Here is an 18,825-nt window from a genome sequence, read left to right on the forward strand (position 1 = left end):
GGCGAACGGATCCCTTATCCCTGAAAATAGGTTTTATATTTGGAATGGCGCAAGCATAATGCGGGTATGTTTGAAGAAGAGTGCGATGGAGTAAATTGATGTAAATCATTTGCTCCCGAAAGGCATATTATAGATTCCAGATGCTTATATTCTGGAGAGCAAGCAATGAAACCGGGCATGCGCCGAAAAATACCCGCTATTACGCTCACCATGGAAGGTGCATCAAAATTCCGACGTATAAATACGGTGCGAGATGCTGTGGAGATGCTACTGGACCATTGGCCTATTGATGACGGGGAAGAATATCTGGCAGCAGTCCACGCGTGCCTTGAAGCTATTCATGGCCGAATTGCTCCCGAAGCTGTCCGAGATGCGATGCTCAAGGCTGCGGAAGAAGCCGGCGTATCGGTGCTACAGTAAGGGACGGATCCTTCTCGAAAAAGAACCGTCTCGGAAAATGTTTGGTGAAATAATGGAAGGGTACTTCGCGCGCTTTTCAAGCAAATTATTGAGATAGCGTGTCCTTGAAGATGTGATAGCAGTGCCTCGACGTAGTTCCGCGATGGGCAGCAATAGATAGCTAGGCTCGTTGGACATCTTTTGGAATTATTTCGTCCAATTGGCGGATAATTAGCCCAAATCCATCGTGCAGCTGCGACGCCAGTTTGATCTCGATCATCGTGGACGATCTGCTCATGGGCATGCTTCACGAAAATTGCCTGTACTTCCAAAGCCTCAAGGAATGTCCGGGCGGCTGTGATCGCCACAGCCGGTGTCGTGTCCGGACACTGTGGGATAGCAAGGACAAAACGATGATGTCTCGGCACTATAAGAGCATATCACGACCACTCGAAGGTGAAGCGGAAACCGGAGAAGTCTTCGCGCTGGCCAAGCTCGAAGCTGAGCCCTCTTGCGCACGCCTCGGATCAAGTTTGGAGGGCCTAACTACCAAGGAAGCCGGGCAACGACTTAAAATATATGGTCCTAATCTCATCATCCAGGAGCGGAAACCGACTATTCTTCAGGAGATATGGGCACGCGGTAAGAACCCTTTGAATGCGCTTTTGATCACCTTGGCGTTTATATCTTACTTTCTGGGTGATGTCCGGGCAGCGGCGGTGATTGCCATTATGGTCGTCCTCGCGATTACGACGGCCTTTGTTCAGGAGCACCGCTCAAACGAAGCGGCGGCGCGTTTGCGATCGATGGTGCGCACCACCGCCGCAGTGAAACGACGAAGCGGCGTTTTTTCAGGCTCGTTCCAGGAAATACCCATCGAGACGCTGGTTCCAGGTGACATAGTTCGTCTGTCAGCCGGCGATATGATACCGGCCGACCTGCGCCTGACTGAGGTCAAGGGGTTGTTCGTTAATCAAGCGACACTTACCGGCGAAGCGATGCCGGCTGAAAAGATCGAGCATGCTTACGAAACGGCGGTGAGCAATCCGTTCGAGCTGCCGAACATGTGCTTCATGGGAGCCAATGTCGTCAGCGGCTATGCTACGGGCGTTGTGGTGCGCACGGGCGGCCGAACTTACTTCGGAAAACTTGCCGATGAGATCACCGGCCGGCGTGAGCTGACGGCGTTCGACCGAGGCATCGACCGCTTCACATGGCTAATGATTAAGTTCCTGTTCGTCATGGTGCCAATTGTATTCATCATAAATACGATTACGAAACATGACTGGCTTGAGGCATTGCTGTTTGCTGTGGCCGTGGCGGTGGGGCTTACACCTGAACTGCTTCCCATGATTGTCACGGTCAACCTCGCCAAGGGTGCGATTGTCATGGCGCGTAAAAAGGTGATCGTCAAAAGGCTCAATGCAATTCAGAACTTTGGCGCCATGGACATCCTGTGTGCGGACAAGACAGGTACGCTCACGCAGGATCGCATCATCCTGAAGTGGCATCTGGATATCAGAGGAGAGAATTCCGAGCGCGTGCTACAATATGCCTACCTCAACAGCCATTTCCAATCGGGTTTGAAAAACCTCCTGGATGTTGCCGTACTTGAGCATGTGGAGGTACATAAGGCGCTCGGGATTGATGAAGGTTTCGCAAAAGTAGATGAGATTCCCTTCGATTTCGTCCGCCGCCGCCTCTCTGTTGTGGTTTCGACACCGGATAAAACAAATGTGCTGATCTGCAAGGGGGCCGTCGAGGAGATATTCTCCGTCTGCAGCAGCTGCGAGATTGACGGAAAAACAGTACCGCTGGACGAAGATCATTTGGCCTCCGCAAAGAATGAAACCATCGCTCTCAACGCAGATGGGTTCAGAGTTGTCGCGGTGGCTCGCAAGGAATTGATAGGCCACGGGCCTGCTTTTTCGGTTGCGGACGAGCGCGATCTTACGTTGATCGGCTATATCGCCTTCCTTGATCCTCCGAAGCAGAGCGCAGGCGCCGCAATTGCCGCACTCGCGCAGAAAGGTGTTGGCTTCAAGGTCCTGACCGGAGACAACGAGACCATTACGCGGAAGATCTGTCGTGATGTCGGATTGAACGTCGGCGAGATCCTGCTCGGCGACCGCATAGAGTCTATGACAGACGAAGAACTTGCTGACACCGCCGACCGTACCAATGTGTTCGCGAAGCTGACGCCGGCGCAGAAGGAGCGCATCGTCAATGCGTTGCACCGGAAGGGGCACGTCGTTGGTTTTCTCGGTGATGGTATCAACGACAGCCCCGCCCTCAAAGCGGCCGATGTCGGCATATCGGTGGATTCGGGAGTGGATATAGCCAAAGAGTCGGCTGACATAATCCTCCTGGAAAAGAGCCTGATGGTGCTGCAGGAGGGCGTCATCGAGGGCCGAAAGATCTTCGGCAATATCACCAAATATATCAAAATGGGAGCGAGCTCGAACTTCGGCAATATGTTCAGCGTGCTTGGTGCAAGCTTGTTCCTGCCCTTCCTGCCGATGGCGCCCATCCAGGTGCTGACCAACAACCTGCTCTACGATTTTTCACAGACTGCCATTCCCACCGACAATGTGGATGACGATTATCTCGTCTTGCCGAGGCGCTGGGATATCGACAATATTTTCAAATTCATGATCTTCATCGGACCCATCAGCTCGATTTTCGACTATGCCACCTACGCCATGATGCTGTGGGTATTCCGAGCTTGGGCCAATCCAGCTCTCTTTCAGACTGGTTGGTTCGTGGAGTCGCTCCTTAGTCAGACTCTCATCATCCATATTATCCGTACGTCCAAGGTGCCTTTCATAGAGAGTCGATCTAGCGCTGCTCTGATGACGACAAGTATCATCATTGCCTTCATCGGTGTCGCGTTGCCAATGACGCCAGTAGGCGCGGCACTGGGATTTATCCCACTACCTTGGCTTTACTGGCCATTGGTCGTCAGCATGCTTACGGCCTATGGCCTGCTAACCCATTTCGTAAAGGTGTGGTTCGTGCGCCGCTGGGGTATGTGACTAATTGTCTTGCGATGACAGCTCGTTCCGGGTTTCAACTAGTCGCGTCCGATCTTTGGACGTCGGGAGGCGAAGGCCAGTCCGCTCACAACAATCAGAAGCATACCCGCGAAGACAAAGTTGAAGGTGAAGAATATATTGTCGTTAAATCCCAACAGCCAGGGTGTTAAGAGGAGGCCAAAGCTCAAAAAGTATTTCAGCCAATCGATCCAAATTTCCGGGTCGACAATTCCGACAAGCGAGACACTTGCCAGCGTTAACCCGGCAATCAATCCGGCTATAATTATTGCCGCCGATGCCGGGGCCACCGGGAAAATGGCCGGAATGATCCACGGTGTTAAAAGCATATAGAAGCCTAGAAGAAACCCCAACCAATTTTGCCATCGCGGTCCACGCATGTTAACCTCCGCAGAGAAGGAAATAATCTTATTGCAACTGCGGCTGGGACCATTTGATTTGAATCAACGGTCATATCGCGATGGAAGTATTATTTGCGGGCCGAAGAGGCCTACGGGTCCCGACTCCCAAGGTGTCGAAGGGGGCTGCGGTGAAGCAAAGCGCGGGTATTCTCACTTATCGCTTAGATCATGATCGCATCGAGGTTCTTTTGGTTCATCCGGGCGGTCCTTTTTGGCAAAATCGCGACCTAGGGGCTTGGTCTATCCCCAAGGGTGAGTACTTGAGCGGCGAGTCCCCGGATATGGCCGCCAGGAGGGAGTTTACGGAGGAAACCGGGTGGCCGCCGTTGCCTGAGCTTCATTCTCTCGGTCAAGTTCGGCAAGCTGGTGGCAAGCTCATTACAGCTTTTGCGATGAAAGGTGACTTTCCTGTCGAGACGCTGATAAGTCAGACATTTGAAATCGTATGGCCGCCGCATACCCAGCGTATTCAATCTTTTCCGGAGGTCGATCGCGCGGAGTGGTTTACTCTGAAACAGGCTTGGACGAAGATCCTTCCCGCTCAAAGACCATTCCTCGACCGCCTCGAGGCGCTCGTTTTAGGTATCAGCGAGCAATGAATTTCAATTAGCCGGAACCAAAGCAAAATGGCGGGAAATCAAGTTTGATCCCGCGCAATGCGTAGCCGAAAATCCTATCGTAAGGTGCTGCTTTAGCTTGGAGTGGCGCCAATGCGGAGCATTTACTGGCAGAATCTCGTGATACTTATGATCGGGGTGTGGCTATGCTTTTCGCCCTGGATATTCGGCTATTTTGCTAAGGGTTCGACGCAAGCAGACGTGGAGAACTGGAATCTCCTGCTCAGCGGCACTGTCGTGATCATATTGAGCGTAATAGCGATAATGACATCGCAGCGGTGGGAAGTCTGGTTCGAAATGCTGGTCGCCGGGTGGCTTGTAGTATCACCTTGGTTGCTGGGGTTTCAGGCACAACCGTTTGCCGTTGTGAATCTCATTTTGGCAGGAGGAATTCTCTTCCTCATGACCATATGGATCTTAAGCAAGACGGGTCGTGCTAGAGAATGGTGATTGAGAGGGATACAGGTGGAGGCTTGAATGAGCTACTTTCCGTCACGCACCTTTCCTGATGCTGCTCAGCAAGCCAATTTATGGGTATGCGAATTGGCTGATCGTCTGGGTTGCGAACAGCAGACGGCCTACGAAGTTCTATGCGCCATTCTACATGCGCTTCGTGATTCATTGGCAACGCATGATGCAGCCGAAATTGCCAATCATTTACCTCTTCTTCTTCGGGGTATTTATTACGAGAACTGGCACCCAGCGACGACCATGGTTGCTCGCAACAATGTCGATCAGATTCTACCGAAGATCGGCGCACATTTGGATTATGATGAGCTTAAAAGCCGACAGGCTGTCGCAGCGCTGCTAAAGATAATGGAACTTCGTGTAAGCCCACATATTCTCACAAGGTTTCAGGCCATATTGCAGGATGCCCTATCATCAGACCGAGCCGCGAAGGGAAGCCAGCCAGCTTAATCTGCCAGTCGCGACGATCGAAACAACGGCGACGGATATATCGTCTGGGGGGTGCCGCTCGTTAGCATGCGACGTGAAATCAGTCGTCAATCCGCACCGTGATGAAGCGCCTTTCTTACACGCCGCAAGATAACGGCTCTCCGCTTTTCATCGGCCGCCTGCCGGAGCTCTTCATCGAGATCGAGGACGAACGACTGGTAATCATTATGCCAGTCAAAATGCCCGACTTCCTCGGCCTGCAACCGGGGCGGCGGAACAGTTGCGACGCTGATGATCGCCCCTTCCTTTGTAAGGCGATATGCGCTGTCGAGTTTCGGCTCCAGCACGGTAGCAATGGACCGATGTCTCGATATCCTGCCGCTCAGCTGGGCGATTGCGCCCGGTTCGCCATGGACGAGAAATAATCCCCTACGAACTGGGAGCCGTGCGACGATCCAATCCTCCAATTCGGTTGCATCTGCATGGCCGCTGTAAGCGTCCAACGATTGGATTGTCGCCCGCACTGTGATTTGTTCGCCCTGAATTTTCACCGTATGTGCGCCATCCAGCAGGACGCGCCCCAAGGTGCCGGCGGCTTGAAAGCCGACGAGCAATATCGTCGCTTCATCGCGCCAAAGCCAATTCTTGAGCCGATGCCGAATGCGCCCCGCCTCGCACATTCCGCTTGCGGCGATAACGATATGGAATCCTTGAATGAGATCAACCGCTTTCGATTGCTCGACGGTTTCGGTGAAGCGAATGTTTTTCGCATTCAGCGCCCTGAGCAGGAGATCTCCATTCGGTAATGTACCGGCATGCTGCTTGAAGACGGCGGTTGCTCGTGAGGCGAGGGGGGAGTCTATAATGACCGGAATTCTCTGTAACTCCTTGGCATCCATCAATGTATTCAAGTCCGCCAGTAGTTCCTGCGTGCGTTCGACGGCGAATGAAGGGATAAGCAGCGCACCGTTCGGATGATAGGCCTGGCGCACAATCTGGCGAAGATGTCTGCGGCGCGCTTCAGATGATGCCTCCTCTCTTTCCCGATCGCCGTAGGTGCTTTCGCAAATGAGATAATCGAAGCCGTTTGGAGCCGAGGGAGCTGCCTCGAACAGCTTATGTTTCGGTCCGATGTCACCTGAAAACAGTAGACGGATCGTTCCGCCGTCGCCGACGAGCTCAAGCTCGACAGAAGCCGCACCAAGAAGATGCCCCGCATCCCATAGCCGAAATCGGAGGGAGCCGTCCGTTTCCTGCCATTCCTTGTATGGGACGGAATGAAACTGCGTCATTGCGACTTGCGCATCGCGGACCGTATAGATGGGTTCGATGGCTTGCCTGAGGCGGGATTTACTTCGCTGATTCAGCTGCTCGACTTCGGCTTCCTGTATATGCCCCGAGTCTTGCAGCATGATCTCACAGAGGTCGGATGTCGCGGCCGTGCAATAGATCGGCCCCTGAAAACCCGCCTTAACCAGCTTGGGTAGCAGGCCTGAATGGTCGATGTGGGCGTGAGTGAGGATAACGGAGTGTATCGACGAAGCTTCGAAGGGGAAGGGGCGATAATTCAGCTCCTTCTCCGTTTTCGAGCCTTGAAACATTCCGCAATCGATCAAGGTGCGCATACCCGCATGTTCGAGCAGGAAGCAAGATCCCGTTACGGAGCCGGCAGCGCCGTGAAAGTGCAAAATGGGCTCGGCCATGACTTTCCTCGTTCCAATCAGTACTTCAAGCCGCAGGGTACGGTTCCCCGCATCGCGACTGAGCTTGCAATGCAAGAAAGCAGGCGCGCGGGTTTATTGAAGTTCTTTCCATTTTGCCACATCGCTGGAGGTGATGAGGACGCGACCATCCGGCTTGATTTCCCCTCGATCGTACTTTGTGCTGGCAATATCGCTCAGCACATCAATATACTCCTGCAGCCGGCTTTCATCGCAACGTGGCGGGAGTGCCATATCGAGAAGCGCTTGTTTCGTAACGAGAACAATCTTGTTCATATGGCCTGCGTCCATGACCAGCAGGGCTTCGTTACCTGATGACTTCATCATTCCTGAGACCAACTTGAGTGGCATTGATTTCTCCACACTTGTTTCACGATGTCGGAGAAATCAGTATGCGTTATGTGCACGGATTTATGCTTTGAGCAATGTCAAAGCGATTGTTCCGCCATGAAGATTGCGCCGGTCGGAGCGTTAGGTCTCCGGCGTACTCTGCCGGATCATCAGGGCGATATATCAACAGCGCGATAGGATTGAAAATGCCTGCTCGCCGGAAACAAGAAACTGCGGCAGATAAGCTTTTAGACCACGTTGAAGAAACTTCCTCCGCACAGAGTGATTGCTCCATAGACGGTGCCGACGGCTACAGCCAGGCAAATTGCCGCGGCAAGCAGTGATCCGCCGCGTGCTTCGTCCCGATCGACATAATGTGCTCGCTTGTTGCGTCCGGTAATCATCGCGCCGATAAGATTGTCGCGCTTGATGAACTGATAGTAGAGGTTCGCGGCGATGTGTACGCACGCAAGCCCGAGGATAGCCACATAGAACCACGTCGTGTGGATCGAGGCAGCCCAGCTTGAAATGGCATCTCCCGCCGTATCGGCAAAGGGTCCTGATGCGGTTATTCCGTCACTGGAAAAAAGCCCCAGGGCAACTTGAACCGCGCAAGCTAAAAGCAGTCCAATAACCATCAGCCCACCGGCTGGGTTATGACCAAGATAGCGCTCGGCTCTATTTTGACGCAATGATTTCAGATAGTTCCATATGGTAGATGGCGAACGCACAAAGCTCGAGAAGCGAGCAGTAGAGCTTCCCACCATCCCCCAGAGAATGCGGTAGACGATAAGAACAAGAATACCATAGCCCGCCGTCTTGTGAACGATCATCTCCGGATCGTTGAAGCCGCTCGATATCCAGGCCGTAATGATAAGCGCGACAAGTGACCATTTGAAAAGGCGAGTGGGAAGATCCCATGCTCTGACATAATCGCTCCCTACAGGGGAAGCTTCGATCTCGCTCTCTGGCTGCTGATCATAATAATTATCAATCGAGTATCGTTGTTCTTTCATATCATGCTCCTGCTTCGTTAACATTCGGAGCAATTACTTGTATGCCGAATGACAGGATTTGCATTCGTTTGCCACTTCCGAAAATGTTTTGCGAAATGCAGCTTTGTTCTGCGGCGCCTGGCTTGCGGCTGCCGTAATCGCTGCTAGTTTCTTGAAACGATCGCTGAGGTCTTTTTCCTTCGCGCCACCCTGGCCGGCAAACATGTCGCTTGCCGCCTGAGCTTCCGAAGCATAACCTTGCAGGACTTGCTTGGCTGCAGCGGCGTCGAAGTTGGCGAGAACGGCTTTGGCCGACGTTGTGTTGTCTCGCATATCGCCCATTATGCTTTTCAGCGACGCCGCAAATGCCGGCCCGACCAAAACGGACAAGACAAGTGCGGCGGCGATATAGCGACGTGAATGGATGGATGATTGGCGAAATTCTTTCATGATTTCTGTCGGTCCTTTGTTCTCATGCTGTAGTGTTGGCTGGCATGCTTGAATGCCAGTTCCAATCATTGCTTCTCATAATTTCTTTGTCCTGCAGCAACATTTGATGGATGGTGCTGACGACCACCTGAACAGAGGACTAATATTGCCTGCTTTTCACTTTTGTTGCAGGAAAGGCTTGTTTGCGACAGCAAACGAGAGTCCGTCTAAGCTACTTCAACTCATACGATATTGTGTGCTCATCTGAACTTTGCATGATGGCTTTCAACCACTGAACAAGAAGTCGATGTTGTCTCGAGCATCAGTTAACTACCGGCTAAAAGGCCATGGTTGCAAGCGCTCCACCGGAAGGCAGGTTTGCAAGCATGAGTCGCCCATCATGTGCTTCCATTGTCTCCAAGACTATAGAGAGGCCGAGACCCAATCCGTCTTCGCGATCCGTCTTTCCCAGCAATTCGCCGCCCTTGCGCAGGCGTGTGTTTGTGAAACCAGGGCCCTGATCGGCGACACTGACGCCTGCGTTGAACACAGCAATCGTAATGACCCCGTTCTCAGGGCTGTGATGCAGAGCGTTCTCAACCAGGTTGCGCAGCGCCCGAAATATGAAATCCTTGGCGCCGCTCACGAGGATTGGCCCGTTCTCGATTTTCAACTCGATATTGCGACCGGCTCCAATGATTATTGGCGCTAGATAGCGGGCGACTTCGGCGGCCACGGCTCCCAGATCTACCACGTCGGTTGCCTCATAGTGGAGGGTGCGTACGCGCACGCGATCGATGAGTTGCGTTATGACACGTTCTATGTCCTCGAAATCCCTTTCGACAGCGCGCGCGATCTGGTCTTGGGATAGCGACAGCCGGGTTTTGGCGATGGTAAGCGGCGTGCGCAGTTCGTGAGCCAGCTGACCGGAGAAACGCTCGAGCGAAAGGAAGCCGCCTTGGAGGCGGTCGAGGGCCGCGTTAACGGATCTAATCAGAGCCCGAACGTCTTCAGGCATCCCGCTCTCGCTCAAGCGTGTAGCAATGCTTGACGGACCGATCCGCGCTGCTTCCTGTGCTGCGATGCGCAAAGGCTTTAGCGCGAAACCAAGAACGGCGATATTCGTTGCAAGCAGCGCTAGGACAAATGGAATCCAGATCCAGGCGATATCCCTGACAAATTCCTCAAGGACGCTGTCGAAGATCACATGTGCTTTTGGAAAGGCGACCTGTATTGTCTGTACAGAGCTTGGTGGGGAAATCGGGATAGATATACCGAAAAGCGCTTTCCTCCCCTCATGCGAGGGAAGCTCGAAATATTGAGTTCGGTCTCTGGCATAAGGAATTAATGGTTCCCGTGCGCCGGAGGATTCGATGATCTCTCCATCGCCTCCCAAAACTGCGTACTCGCCACGAAGTTCGCGGATGCGCGCTTTAATGCCCTTTGAACGAGGGCCTGAAAGTTGCGGATCCGTGGACAACGCCTCCCGCAGATCCCCGGCAAACGTTGAAAGCGTTTCTTCGCGGAAGGTATCATTGGATGCCTGGAAGCGGATATATAAAAATGCGGCACTTGCAGAGATTGCAATGATAGCGACGAGCGACATCGCCAAGATTAGTCGTTGCAGAAGCGTCAATCGCCGGAGCTTCACGGTTGTTTTTCCATAAGCATATAGCCGATGCCGCGCATGTTATGGATGTAAAGCGTCGATCCAGCCTCCTGAAGCTTCTTGCGTAGCCGGTGCAGCAAGACCTCGATGGCATTGGAACTAAGCTCATCGCCGAAGCCATAGATTGCCTCTTCGACCTCCGCTTTCGACAATACGTGGTTAGGACGCCGCAAGAACAGGTGTAATGCGGCAAACTCGCGGCGGCTGAGCGCAAGGGGTATTTCCCCTACAAAGACGGAATATTGGCCAGGGTCGAGGGTGACGTTACCAAGTTGCAGGATTGGGGCTTGACGCGGTTGACCACGGCGCATGATCGCGCGCAAGCGAGAGATCAGTACTCCCATGACAAAGGGTTTGCAAAGATAGTCATCGGCGCCGCTGTCGAGTGCATTGATAATCGAACTCGACGCATCACGTGCGGTGAGGATGAGAAGTGGAGTTGACGGAGCAGTCTTCCGCAATGGCTCGATCAGTGTCAAACCGTCACGGTCCGGCAAACCGAGGTCGAGTATGATCGAATCATAGTCGACAGTTGCTGCAGCCTCTTCGGCATCATGTGCATTTGAGACATGATCCACGGTAAAGCCGTGGGAACGCATGGCATCATACGTGACGGCAGCCAATTTGACATTGTCTTCCACTAATAACACACGCATGCAACAACCTGTCTACGCGAATAGATAAAGCGCCCGTAGCGTTCCAAACGATTGAACAGCAACCTTCGGTTCTCGGAACAGATAATCTCCAATTCAAATTTACGACCTTGAAAGCAAGGCTGATCGCCCGGCACTCATTAACTTAGTGCGCGTTACTGTCACCAGCCTGAAGATCATTGGTGCTATAACTTGGCAAACAGCCTTAATCGCTGCTTCTATAGATGCAGATCAGCCCAACAGGATGAGAAAGCAGAATAAATTCCATCTTTTCGCCGGGATTTTGTAAGCATGCCGTAAGCCAAGCTCGACATGTTCACTCCGATATGACGGTGATGCCGTCGCCTTGGAGTAAATGGGCAATGGTAAATGCGAAGCCAGGCGAAGCGTCGCTAGCGGTATTTTTGATCAACCTTGATCGAGCCGCTGACCGGTTATTAGCCATGCAACGGAAACTTGCACGCATCGGCTTGCATGCTGAGCGCGTATCGGCAGTCGATGGTGTTACCCTCGAATTCCCGATCACAGATTTCAACGAGGTTGCCTTCCGCTTCAGGCATGGTCGCTGGCGCAATCCCGCCGAAGTCGGCTGCTATCTGAGTCATATAGAATGTGCCAGGCGCTTTCTCGCCTCAAACAACGAATTCGCTCTCGTTTTGGAGGATGATCTCGAGTTTCCGGAGGACTTTGCAGAACTTCTGGGTGCCGCGCTCCGGCAGAACCAAAAATGGGATATTCTGCGCCTTTCGACCGTCAGCAATGGACGAAAGTTTCGCTTTTCCAAGCTAACAGAAAATCGCAGTCTGGCGATCGCAGTGACCCGCGAAAAGGGTTCGGGTGCCTACATCATCAATCGACGCGCAGCGCATTGGTTTGTCGAGAAACTCATCCCTATGCAACTGCCGTTCGACTTGGCTTTCGACCTTGAATTTTTTGCGGGATTGAAGTCGGCCTTTGTTGTACCGATCCCCGTGGACCAGCAATTGCACTTGCCTTCGCAAATTCAAGGGCGGCACAGACATTATCATAGATCGCGGGCGCATTACTTGACAGTGATGCCCTATCGGATTTTCATCGAAAGCATACGATTGCCGGCGCGACTAGCGCGCCTCATCGCCCATCTGACATTGGGGCGAACGGCAACCAAGTCATCGGGCAAGGAAAAAGTGGAAACCGAATGCACGCCTCTCGATAGCGGAGCGAGGCGGATCGGTAAGCTCTGATGAAGCTGGGTGTTTACGTCATTAACCTGGATAGCTCGCTCGATCGATGGATTGTTATAAGTTCGAAGGCCGCGAAACACGGTGTCAATATTGTCAGGGTAAGTGCGATCGACGGGCGCAGTCTTTCACAGAAGGAGTTTCTCGACGTTGACTGGAAGAGCTTTGCCCGGCACGGCGGCCGAGCAATGCTTCCCGGAGAATATGGTTGCTATCGTAGCCACGTTAGATGCCTTATCAGATTTCTTGAGAGCGATTTCGATGCCGCCTTGGTTATGGAGGACGATGTCGACATCAGTGGAGACTTGCTCCCCAGGGTAATGGCCATTTTGGCTATCGCGCCGAATGCGGATGTCATAAAGCTGTTTAACCATAGAAGCCGCGGGTTTCTCCGCGCCGCGACAAGTGCATTTGGAGATGAAGTGGGCCGTTGCTTGCATGGGCCGCAGGGATCGGCAGCTTGTTATGTCATCACCCGGCGCGCCGCGCGGGTTGCTCTTCCATCTCTGCGCATCATGCGTTTCCCGTTCGATGTCGCGTTGGAACGGGGATGGCACCACGGCTTAAATGTATTGAGTGCCCACGATAATGTCGTGAATTTAACGAACTCCAGCCGCATCAGCCACATTGGCGGCCGGGAAGACTATAGGCAAGCAAAGTTTTTCGGTCCGAAACGGCTGCCAACGCACCTGTTGCGTCTTGCCGAATATTACCAGCGCATTCGCTATGCATTGCAAATTTAGCGGTGGTAGCCATGTCTGTTTCAGTGTGAGATCAGGTCTGCGGAGCTTGTCGGTTGCATGTGACAATGCCGAAATGTTGCACAGCTTGGCTATTGGTTCTGCGCTCTGATATAGGCTGTAAGATCCGCGATTTCCGTACGGGTTAGCGAGAAGTTTGGCATTCGTGAGTGCTGAGGATCCGCGAGGAAGTGCGACAATCGCATTTCGTTGAAGGGCTTGGATTGGCTGATCTGCGCGAATGTCGGTACGGAATCTGAGCCGGCAGTTTGCTGGGTAGCAACGACGTGGCATTGACTGCACCAGCGTAAGGCAATGCTACGTCCGCGCGCGACATCCGCCGCTACACATTGATCAAAAAACGCGAGAACCAGGGTGGCAGCGATAGCACCCTGTAAACCATGCGTTCCGCTCATTGGCCATCTCCACTTCACTCTCCGATCTGTCACGCTCGCGGCCTTGAGGCTTTGCCATCTTCTGGAATTTTGTATCGATCTCCGCTCCAGTTACCTGCGGAAGCGTTCTCTAAAGTCTCGCCAAAATTCGCAATTTTACACGCTACAGATGATTGGCTTCCATCGCTTGGCAGGATTCACCGAACATAGATAGAGCTTCCTCGAGATAATCTCCGAGTAGCGGGGTGCCTAGAAGATAGGCGGCTGTCCGACCATTATGCGCCTCTACTGCTGCCTCGCGTATGTCTTGCCAGTCCGAGGCGGTGCCATCGCCGCGACCTAGCCAAACCAACGTCACGAGATCAATCTGTTCGTCAATGCTAAGAGCCCATATGGCGCTACGGATTTCTTCTTGAACCGGGTCGTCGTCTCTATCTTCCAGCACATCGATCATGGCATCGTCCGACGGATTTGAGGCGGAGCCTTCGTCGGTTGGCGCATCTTTGGCATCATATTGGCGGGCTTTCAATATAAGAAAGCAGACCTTTTCCGGTGATATGGTCAATGGCCAGGACGGCCGGTTCCTATTAACCTTCATTGTCGCCATTCTCCACTTTTACGCGGGAAATAAGGTGGCGCCGGGTTCCCCGCCCCAGGCTACCCGGCGCCTGCGTCTAGCCGACTGATAGCCGGTCTTCGACGGTTCGTACGCCAGGCGCTGACCAGGCTGCGTGTTCGGCAGCCTGCCGCTCCGACCAGGTTTTGACTTTGCCCTGCAGTGTCACCTTGCCGTTGGCGACATTGACGTTGATCGCATGCGCCTCGATCTCCGCGTCACGGCGGAAGGCGTTCTCAATACGTTTTTTGACATCGATTGAACTGGCGTGCGGCGCCACTTCAATCATGTTGGAGACGCCGACCACGCCGGAAAGGTCACGCACGGCATCGGCCGCCGCATTCTTCTGGTACTGCCACTCCACTCGGCCGTTCAAGGTCACCCAGCCATTCTGGACTTTGACCTGAACCGCGTCTTTCGGAATGGTGACGTGCCATCCGATGGTATTGACGGCGCGTTTGGCAATCTCGTCATCTGCCGTTCGATGCGTTCCGATAGGCCTGACCTCGATGCCTTGCGCGATTGCTTTGACACCCTTGACGCGTCGTGTCGCTCGTTCCGCGGCTTCTCTTTCAGCATAGGTTGGAACGTGACCCGAAAGTGTGATGACGCCATTATTGGCGGTCACGCCGATGTTGGCGGCATCGACACTTGGCTCAAACTCCAGCTCGTCGAGAATGAGTTGACGAAGTGTGATATCGTCCATGAGACAATCTCCTCTGTTGATATCTCGAACACGCTGACACTACGGCGATACGCCGTCGTCACATTGACCTGGCTCAATTGTCAGCGACAGCCCTCTTCGGGGCAGGTTGCTCGCATTGTCTTGAAAAGTCGGGCAGCAAGCCGCGGCAGAGTGCCTTGGTAAGTCGTGAAGCGAGCTCCATTCCTCATAGTCCTATTGTCACGATCGCAAGGAAAATTATTCCAATGTGGCAGTCCTTTCATTGATACGCATCAATGCCATATAGCCGCCATTGGCCTCACATGTCGCTCAACCGAAACGATGCGCAGGACGAGCCGATGATCGTCGAAGATCAATCCAACGTCATATCTTTTCTCGAAGGTGCTCTTTCCAAGGGCGGTGATCAGGTACAGACGATGGAGACGCATATTTCCCGCATATTTCTATCGCGAGATCGTGCGTATAAAATGAAGCGGGCTGTGCGACTGCCATACGTCGACTTTTCCACTTTGGACAAAAGGCGAGCCGCCTGCCTGAAAGAGGTCGAACTCAACGGCCCGTCGGCCCCCGGCCTCTATCTCGGCGTGCGTACCATCACCCAGGCTGCAGATGGCACGCTTGCGATGGAGGGTGAAGGGCCGATAGTCGAAGCTGTTGTGGAGATGAAGCGCTTTGACCAGTCGGTTCTTCTTGATCGTGTGGCGCAATCCGGCGGATTGACCCAAGAGATGATGAAGTCGCTTGCCCGGGCAATCGTTTCCTTTCACCGTCAAGCGCCTGTTATCCGGGGTCGTAGCGGCACGGCATATGTCCAGGCCGTCCTCAAGATCAATGAAGCTGGCTTTGCCACCAGCCATGTCTTCAAGCCGGCGGAAGTTGCTGACCTGACCGCTTCCTTCAACGAACGGCTCGCCACGCTCGCAACATTGTTGGACAAGAGGGAGGCGGTGGGAAAAGTCAGGCGCTGCCATGGCGATCTGCACCTACGCAATATATTTCTCCGCGATGGTCATCCATGCTTGTTCGACTGTATCGAATTCAGCGAAGAGATTGCGACCAGCGACGTATTGTATGACCTTGCTTTTCTGTTGATGGATCTCTGGCATCGCGGGCATGCCGAATTTGCCAATCTCGTCATGAACCGATACCTTGACGAAACCGAAGACGACAATGGTTTTGCGGCCCTTCCGTTCTTTATGGCCATGCGGGCGGCAGTGCGGGCTCATGTCATCGCGACGCAGTCGGAAGGTGCCGGGGGCAATTCGCCGGAACTTGTATCAGAGGCGCGATCTTATTTCGTGCTTGCCCGCAGTCTTCTTCAACCGCCTCGATCAAGCCTAGTTGCCATTGGCGGACTTAGTGGGTCGGGAAAGTCGACGCTTGCAGAGGCATTGGCTCCCCGCATCGGTCTTCCGCCGGGGGCTCGTATCATTGAAAGCGATCGCATTCGTAAGTCTCTCTACGATGTACCGCCGGAAACTCGGTTGCCGCAAAGTGCCTATCATCCAGATGTCTCGGTTCGGGTCTATCGGGAAATTTCATGGCGTACGCGGCTCATCCTGGCGCAGGACGGCGCGGTTGTCGCCGATGCCGTATTCGACAAAGTCGAAAATCGCAAGTTGGTTGAGTGGGCCGCGAAAGAGAAGGGATGCGTCTTTTCAGGTTTCTGGTTGAACGCAGATCCCGCGCTGCTCTGGCAACGCATCGAGGCACGAAAGGACGGCGCATCCGATGCGACGGTCGACATATTAGCGCAACAGCTTTCGAAAAAGCTAACTCCTATCGACTGGATCAAGCTAAATGCAGCTCATAGCCTGCCCCAACTCGTAGATGAAATTCTGCGCTGCATCGAGGTTGAGGGGCCTGCCCTTTCCTACATCGCTGAAGATATCTGAGAGCGATCCTCTAGATTGAGACATGCTTGGCAATAGGCTCGGCGCTTGTTTCGTTTCTCAAGTTGAACGCATGGCATCGGCCTGGCAATCGTCAAAGATGATCGTGCTACAATATTCAGGAACGATTGAGGCGTAGCGGCGGAGAGCCAGATGGAACGCAAGCAAAAGTTCGATATCGGCTACGTATTGGTTGCCGTTCTATTGATGAGCCTTTTTCAGCTTTGGCTTTTCGTGCGGAACGTGCAGGAAATCGCCTATAGCGATCTCATGCGTATGGTGGCCGACGGCAAAATGAAATCCATCACATTAATCGAAACGATGATCGAAAGCGTCTTCAAACAGTCTGAGAAAGGTAAGACCGAATTTGTCAGCGGTCGTATGGACCCAATGGCTGCGAGGCTCGAAACGTCTGAGTGTTATCACGGGTCGAACCCCGTTGCTGCCGACAGCATTTAGCCTCTGTCAGCCGCGCACTCTCAGAACCCGTGACCTTTGGTTGGCGGTATATAGAGGTCATCATAGCCAAGCCTCGGCTTTTTTTCCGCCTTCTTCGGGCTTTCCTTCTGCTGGTCTGCTCCTGCGTTTGGACCGACATGAGGATTGGCGCAAACAATGGTGAAGGCGGCCAGGGATGTGATCATGAAGCGAAACATTATGGTTTCCTTTCGGTAAATATCGATTTTAAGGTCAGATTCGCCCTCCCAGGGGTCTTTGCATTGCCCTGGATCAATCTGGCGCAAAGAGCAGGCGCGCGTCAGATCGGGCAGAGGGCAAAGTTGATATCGATCAAGGCGGATTGCAGCAGAGATTGCATTATCGATGGCCGATGCAGGCTCTCGAATGCGGAGATATCGCAATGCGTTACAAAACTATCCTCGCCCCGGTCGGTGTGAACCATTGGGAAGACGATCTCAGACAGGCAATCGCTTTGAGTGAGACCGTGGAAGCGCATCTTTCGGTTCTGGTCATCGCAATGGCGGCGCCGCCGCCTATCGGTGGCTTTGGCGAAGTTGTCTCCGCTGCCTGGTTGGAAGAGCGCGAAGGCGACATTGCGAAGCTGGCTAGGCAAGCCGAAACCGTGAAGGATCGCCTCAAGCAATCAGGCTTGTCCCACGATGTTCAAGATCTTTATGCGGAATATGCCTGGGCAGGGGAGGATATTGCGCAGCGCGCACTCTATGCCGATCTCGTACTCGTCGGCCCGCAGGCAGCTGCAGATGAGCAATTTGCAAAACGCATCATCGACGGGGCTCTTTTTCAATCCCCGGCCCCTCTGATTTTTAATCCGACTGATCATTACGCAACGCTGGCGCCCCAATCTGTGTTGATCGCGTGGAATTCCAGAATCGAGGCTGCTCGCGCCGTTCAGCAGGCTCTGCCGCTTTTGCAGGCCGCAAGGGAAGTTCATGTGACCATGGTCGATCCCGTCGGAACTGCCGTCTCCAATGGGGAAGAGCCGGGCGCTGACATTGCAGCCTATCTTGCACGGCATGGCGTTTCGGTCACCGTGGATGTTCTTCCTGGCGAAGGACGCGGTGCGGCTACAATACTTCAACAACATGCAGTTGATGTGGGTGCGGATGTGATGGTCATGGGGGCCTATGGGCATTCCAGGCTCCGCGAACTCATCTTCGGCGGTGTTACGCGGTCGATGCTCGAGACGACGAAGCTGCCCATATTCTGGGGGCATTAGTTAAGGCTCCGCCTCGCGTCCATCGAAATGATCTCGGAATCCGGATTCAATGGGGAAGTCATTGATGTTCGAGTACATATCGGTTCCGACGGGTGGCGCCGGAATGGCCTTTCAGCCGGGTGGACAGGCGATCCTTCTTGCCCACGAAGCAGTTGCTGCCTCCACCTGCAACGCGATTTCTGCGCGGCAGAAAGTCAATACATCCATTAAGGGTGTCTCTTACAAGACCTCCGCCACTAATGGCGTTGAGGTCGCCAAGACTGGGGATACTGCCGATAGCTTGAACCGCGACTTGATCGCCATGGTTTCGCATGTCCGCAGCGGCCTATCTTCGTTGGTATTGGGAAGTGTCACCGCAGGTGTGATCGCCGAAAGCCATACTCCTGTTGTTGTGTATTGCTAAAGCAGGAGCGCTTC

At 53.5% G+C, this 18,825-nt stretch carries 22 protein-coding genes; 11 read left to right on the forward strand and 11 right to left on the reverse strand.

All coding sequences use genetic code 11. The annotated features are described in order from the left end of the window. Positions 1–165: 165 nt before the first annotated feature. Positions 166–420 (forward strand): DUF982 domain-containing protein, encoded by a 255-nt coding sequence (locus ACYJRZ_RS15825; RefSeq protein ID WP_459460310.1) that lies wholly within the window; start codon positions 166–168, stop codon positions 418–420. A gap of 245 nt (positions 421–665) precedes the next feature. Beyond that, on the forward strand, positions 666–3,434 hold the full coding sequence (gene mgtA / locus ACYJRZ_RS15830; RefSeq protein WP_459460312.1) for a magnesium-translocating P-type ATPase: 2,769 nt from the start codon (positions 666–668) through the stop codon (positions 3,432–3,434). 38 nt (positions 3,435–3,472) lie between these two features. Here the strand turns inward: mgtA and ACYJRZ_RS15835 are convergent, their stop codons facing one another. Further along, the gene (locus ACYJRZ_RS15835) at positions 3,473–3,832 is read right to left on the reverse strand and encodes an SPW repeat domain-containing protein (protein WP_459460314.1); all 360 of its coding nucleotides are present in this window, start codon (positions 3,830–3,832) and stop codon (positions 3,473–3,475) included. A gap of 149 nt (positions 3,833–3,981) precedes the next feature. On the opposite strand from ACYJRZ_RS15835, the gene ACYJRZ_RS15840 reads away from it, so the two are divergent. From ACYJRZ_RS15840 to ACYJRZ_RS15850, 3 genes are all read left to right on the forward strand, one after another. Continuing rightward, the gene (locus ACYJRZ_RS15840; protein WP_459460316.1) at positions 3,982–4,452 is read left to right on the forward strand and encodes an NUDIX domain-containing protein; all 471 of its coding nucleotides are present in this window, start codon (positions 3,982–3,984) and stop codon (positions 4,450–4,452) included. A 111-nt stretch (positions 4,453–4,563) separates the two neighbouring features. Continuing rightward, positions 4,564–4,920: an SPW repeat protein gene (locus ACYJRZ_RS15845; RefSeq protein WP_459460318.1), complete on the forward strand. Its 357-nt coding sequence runs from the start codon at positions 4,564–4,566 to the stop codon at positions 4,918–4,920. A 27-nt stretch (positions 4,921–4,947) separates the two neighbouring features. Further along, complete coding sequence (locus ACYJRZ_RS15850; RefSeq protein ID WP_459460320.1) at positions 4,948–5,388, forward strand: DUF2267 domain-containing protein; 441 nt, start codon at positions 4,948–4,950, stop codon at positions 5,386–5,388. A gap of 86 nt (positions 5,389–5,474) precedes the next feature. Here ACYJRZ_RS15850 and ACYJRZ_RS15855 read toward each other — a convergent pair whose 3' ends face one another. From ACYJRZ_RS15855 to ACYJRZ_RS15880, 6 genes are all read right to left on the reverse strand, one after another. Further along, positions 5,475–7,070, reverse strand: coding sequence for an MBL fold metallo-hydrolase (locus ACYJRZ_RS15855; protein ID WP_459460322.1), 1,596 nt, complete (start codon positions 7,068–7,070; stop codon positions 5,475–5,477). Between the two features lie 93 nt (positions 7,071–7,163). Further along, a complete protein-coding gene (locus tag ACYJRZ_RS15860) occupies positions 7,164–7,439 on the reverse strand; it encodes a hypothetical protein (protein ID WP_459460324.1) in 276 nt (91 codons plus the stop codon). A gap of 227 nt (positions 7,440–7,666) precedes the next feature. After that, the gene (locus ACYJRZ_RS15865; protein WP_459460326.1) at positions 7,667–8,434 is read right to left on the reverse strand and encodes a cytochrome b/b6 domain-containing protein; all 768 of its coding nucleotides are present in this window, start codon (positions 8,432–8,434) and stop codon (positions 7,667–7,669) included. 33 nt (positions 8,435–8,467) lie between these two features. After that, the gene (locus ACYJRZ_RS15870; protein ID WP_459460328.1) at positions 8,468–8,863 is read right to left on the reverse strand and encodes a hypothetical protein; all 396 of its coding nucleotides are present in this window, start codon (positions 8,861–8,863) and stop codon (positions 8,468–8,470) included. Between the two features lie 316 nt (positions 8,864–9,179). Then, complete coding sequence (locus ACYJRZ_RS15875; RefSeq protein WP_459460612.1) at positions 9,180–10,448, reverse strand: ATP-binding protein; 1,269 nt, start codon at positions 10,446–10,448, stop codon at positions 9,180–9,182. 41 nt (positions 10,449–10,489) lie between these two features. Continuing rightward, the gene (locus ACYJRZ_RS15880) at positions 10,490–11,167 is read right to left on the reverse strand and encodes a response regulator transcription factor (RefSeq protein ID WP_459460329.1); all 678 of its coding nucleotides are present in this window, start codon (positions 11,165–11,167) and stop codon (positions 10,490–10,492) included. A gap of 359 nt (positions 11,168–11,526) precedes the next feature. Between ACYJRZ_RS15880 and ACYJRZ_RS15885 the strand changes: the two genes are divergently transcribed. Further along, entirely contained in the window at positions 11,527–12,387 is an 861-nt protein-coding gene (locus ACYJRZ_RS15885; protein WP_459460331.1) for a glycosyltransferase family 25 protein, read from the forward strand. Next, complete coding sequence (locus ACYJRZ_RS15890; RefSeq protein WP_459460333.1) at positions 12,387–13,127, forward strand: glycosyltransferase family 25 protein; 741 nt, start codon at positions 12,387–12,389, stop codon at positions 13,125–13,127. The genes ACYJRZ_RS15885 and ACYJRZ_RS15890 overlap by 1 nt, the downstream gene beginning before the upstream one ends. An 89-nt stretch (positions 13,128–13,216) precedes the next feature. Here the strand turns inward: ACYJRZ_RS15890 and ACYJRZ_RS15895 are convergent, their stop codons facing one another. From ACYJRZ_RS15895 to ACYJRZ_RS15905, 3 genes are all read right to left on the reverse strand, one after another. Then, the gene (locus tag ACYJRZ_RS15895) at positions 13,217–13,540 is read right to left on the reverse strand and encodes a c-type cytochrome (RefSeq protein ID WP_459460335.1); all 324 of its coding nucleotides are present in this window, start codon (positions 13,538–13,540) and stop codon (positions 13,217–13,219) included. A 142-nt stretch (positions 13,541–13,682) separates the two neighbouring features. Continuing rightward, positions 13,683–14,126: a DUF3775 domain-containing protein gene (locus ACYJRZ_RS15900; protein WP_459460337.1), complete on the reverse strand. Its 444-nt coding sequence runs from the start codon at positions 14,124–14,126 to the stop codon at positions 13,683–13,685. A gap of 67 nt (positions 14,127–14,193) precedes the next feature. Continuing rightward, positions 14,194–14,841, reverse strand: a complete 648-nt coding sequence (locus tag ACYJRZ_RS15905; RefSeq protein WP_459460339.1) for a BON domain-containing protein — start codon at positions 14,839–14,841, stop codon at positions 14,194–14,196. A gap of 317 nt (positions 14,842–15,158) precedes the next feature. Here ACYJRZ_RS15905 and ACYJRZ_RS15910 point away from each other — a divergent pair, with 317 nt between their 5' ends. Both ACYJRZ_RS15910 and ACYJRZ_RS15915 read left to right on the forward strand, forming a co-directional pair. Further along, entirely contained in the window at positions 15,159–16,715 is a 1,557-nt protein-coding gene (locus tag ACYJRZ_RS15910; protein ID WP_459460341.1) for a bifunctional aminoglycoside phosphotransferase/ATP-binding protein, read from the forward strand. A 150-nt stretch (positions 16,716–16,865) separates the two neighbouring features. Further along, on the forward strand, positions 16,866–17,171 hold the full coding sequence (locus ACYJRZ_RS15915; RefSeq protein ID WP_459460343.1) for an ATP-dependent metallopeptidase FtsH/Yme1/Tma family protein: 306 nt from the start codon (positions 16,866–16,868) through the stop codon (positions 17,169–17,171). Positions 17,172–17,191: 20 nt separating this feature from the next. Here ACYJRZ_RS15915 and ACYJRZ_RS15920 read toward each other — a convergent pair whose 3' ends face one another. Next, positions 17,192–17,572 (reverse strand): hypothetical protein, encoded by a 381-nt coding sequence (locus ACYJRZ_RS15920; protein WP_459460345.1) that lies wholly within the window; start codon positions 17,570–17,572, stop codon positions 17,192–17,194. On the opposite strand from ACYJRZ_RS15920, the gene ACYJRZ_RS15925 reads away from it, so the two are divergent. Both ACYJRZ_RS15925 and ACYJRZ_RS15930 read left to right on the forward strand, forming a co-directional pair. Continuing rightward, on the forward strand, positions 17,572–18,408 hold the full coding sequence (locus ACYJRZ_RS15925; protein ID WP_459460347.1) for a universal stress protein: 837 nt from the start codon (positions 17,572–17,574) through the stop codon (positions 18,406–18,408). The two genes, ACYJRZ_RS15920 and ACYJRZ_RS15925, sit on opposite strands and share 1 nt — an antisense overlap. 64 nt (positions 18,409–18,472) lie before the next feature. After that, the gene (locus ACYJRZ_RS15930) at positions 18,473–18,811 is read left to right on the forward strand and encodes a universal stress protein (RefSeq protein ID WP_459460349.1); all 339 of its coding nucleotides are present in this window, start codon (positions 18,473–18,475) and stop codon (positions 18,809–18,811) included. The last annotated feature ends 14 nt before the right edge of the window (positions 18,812–18,825 follow it).

It is taken from the genome of Rhizobium sp. No.120 (assembly GCF_054558365.1).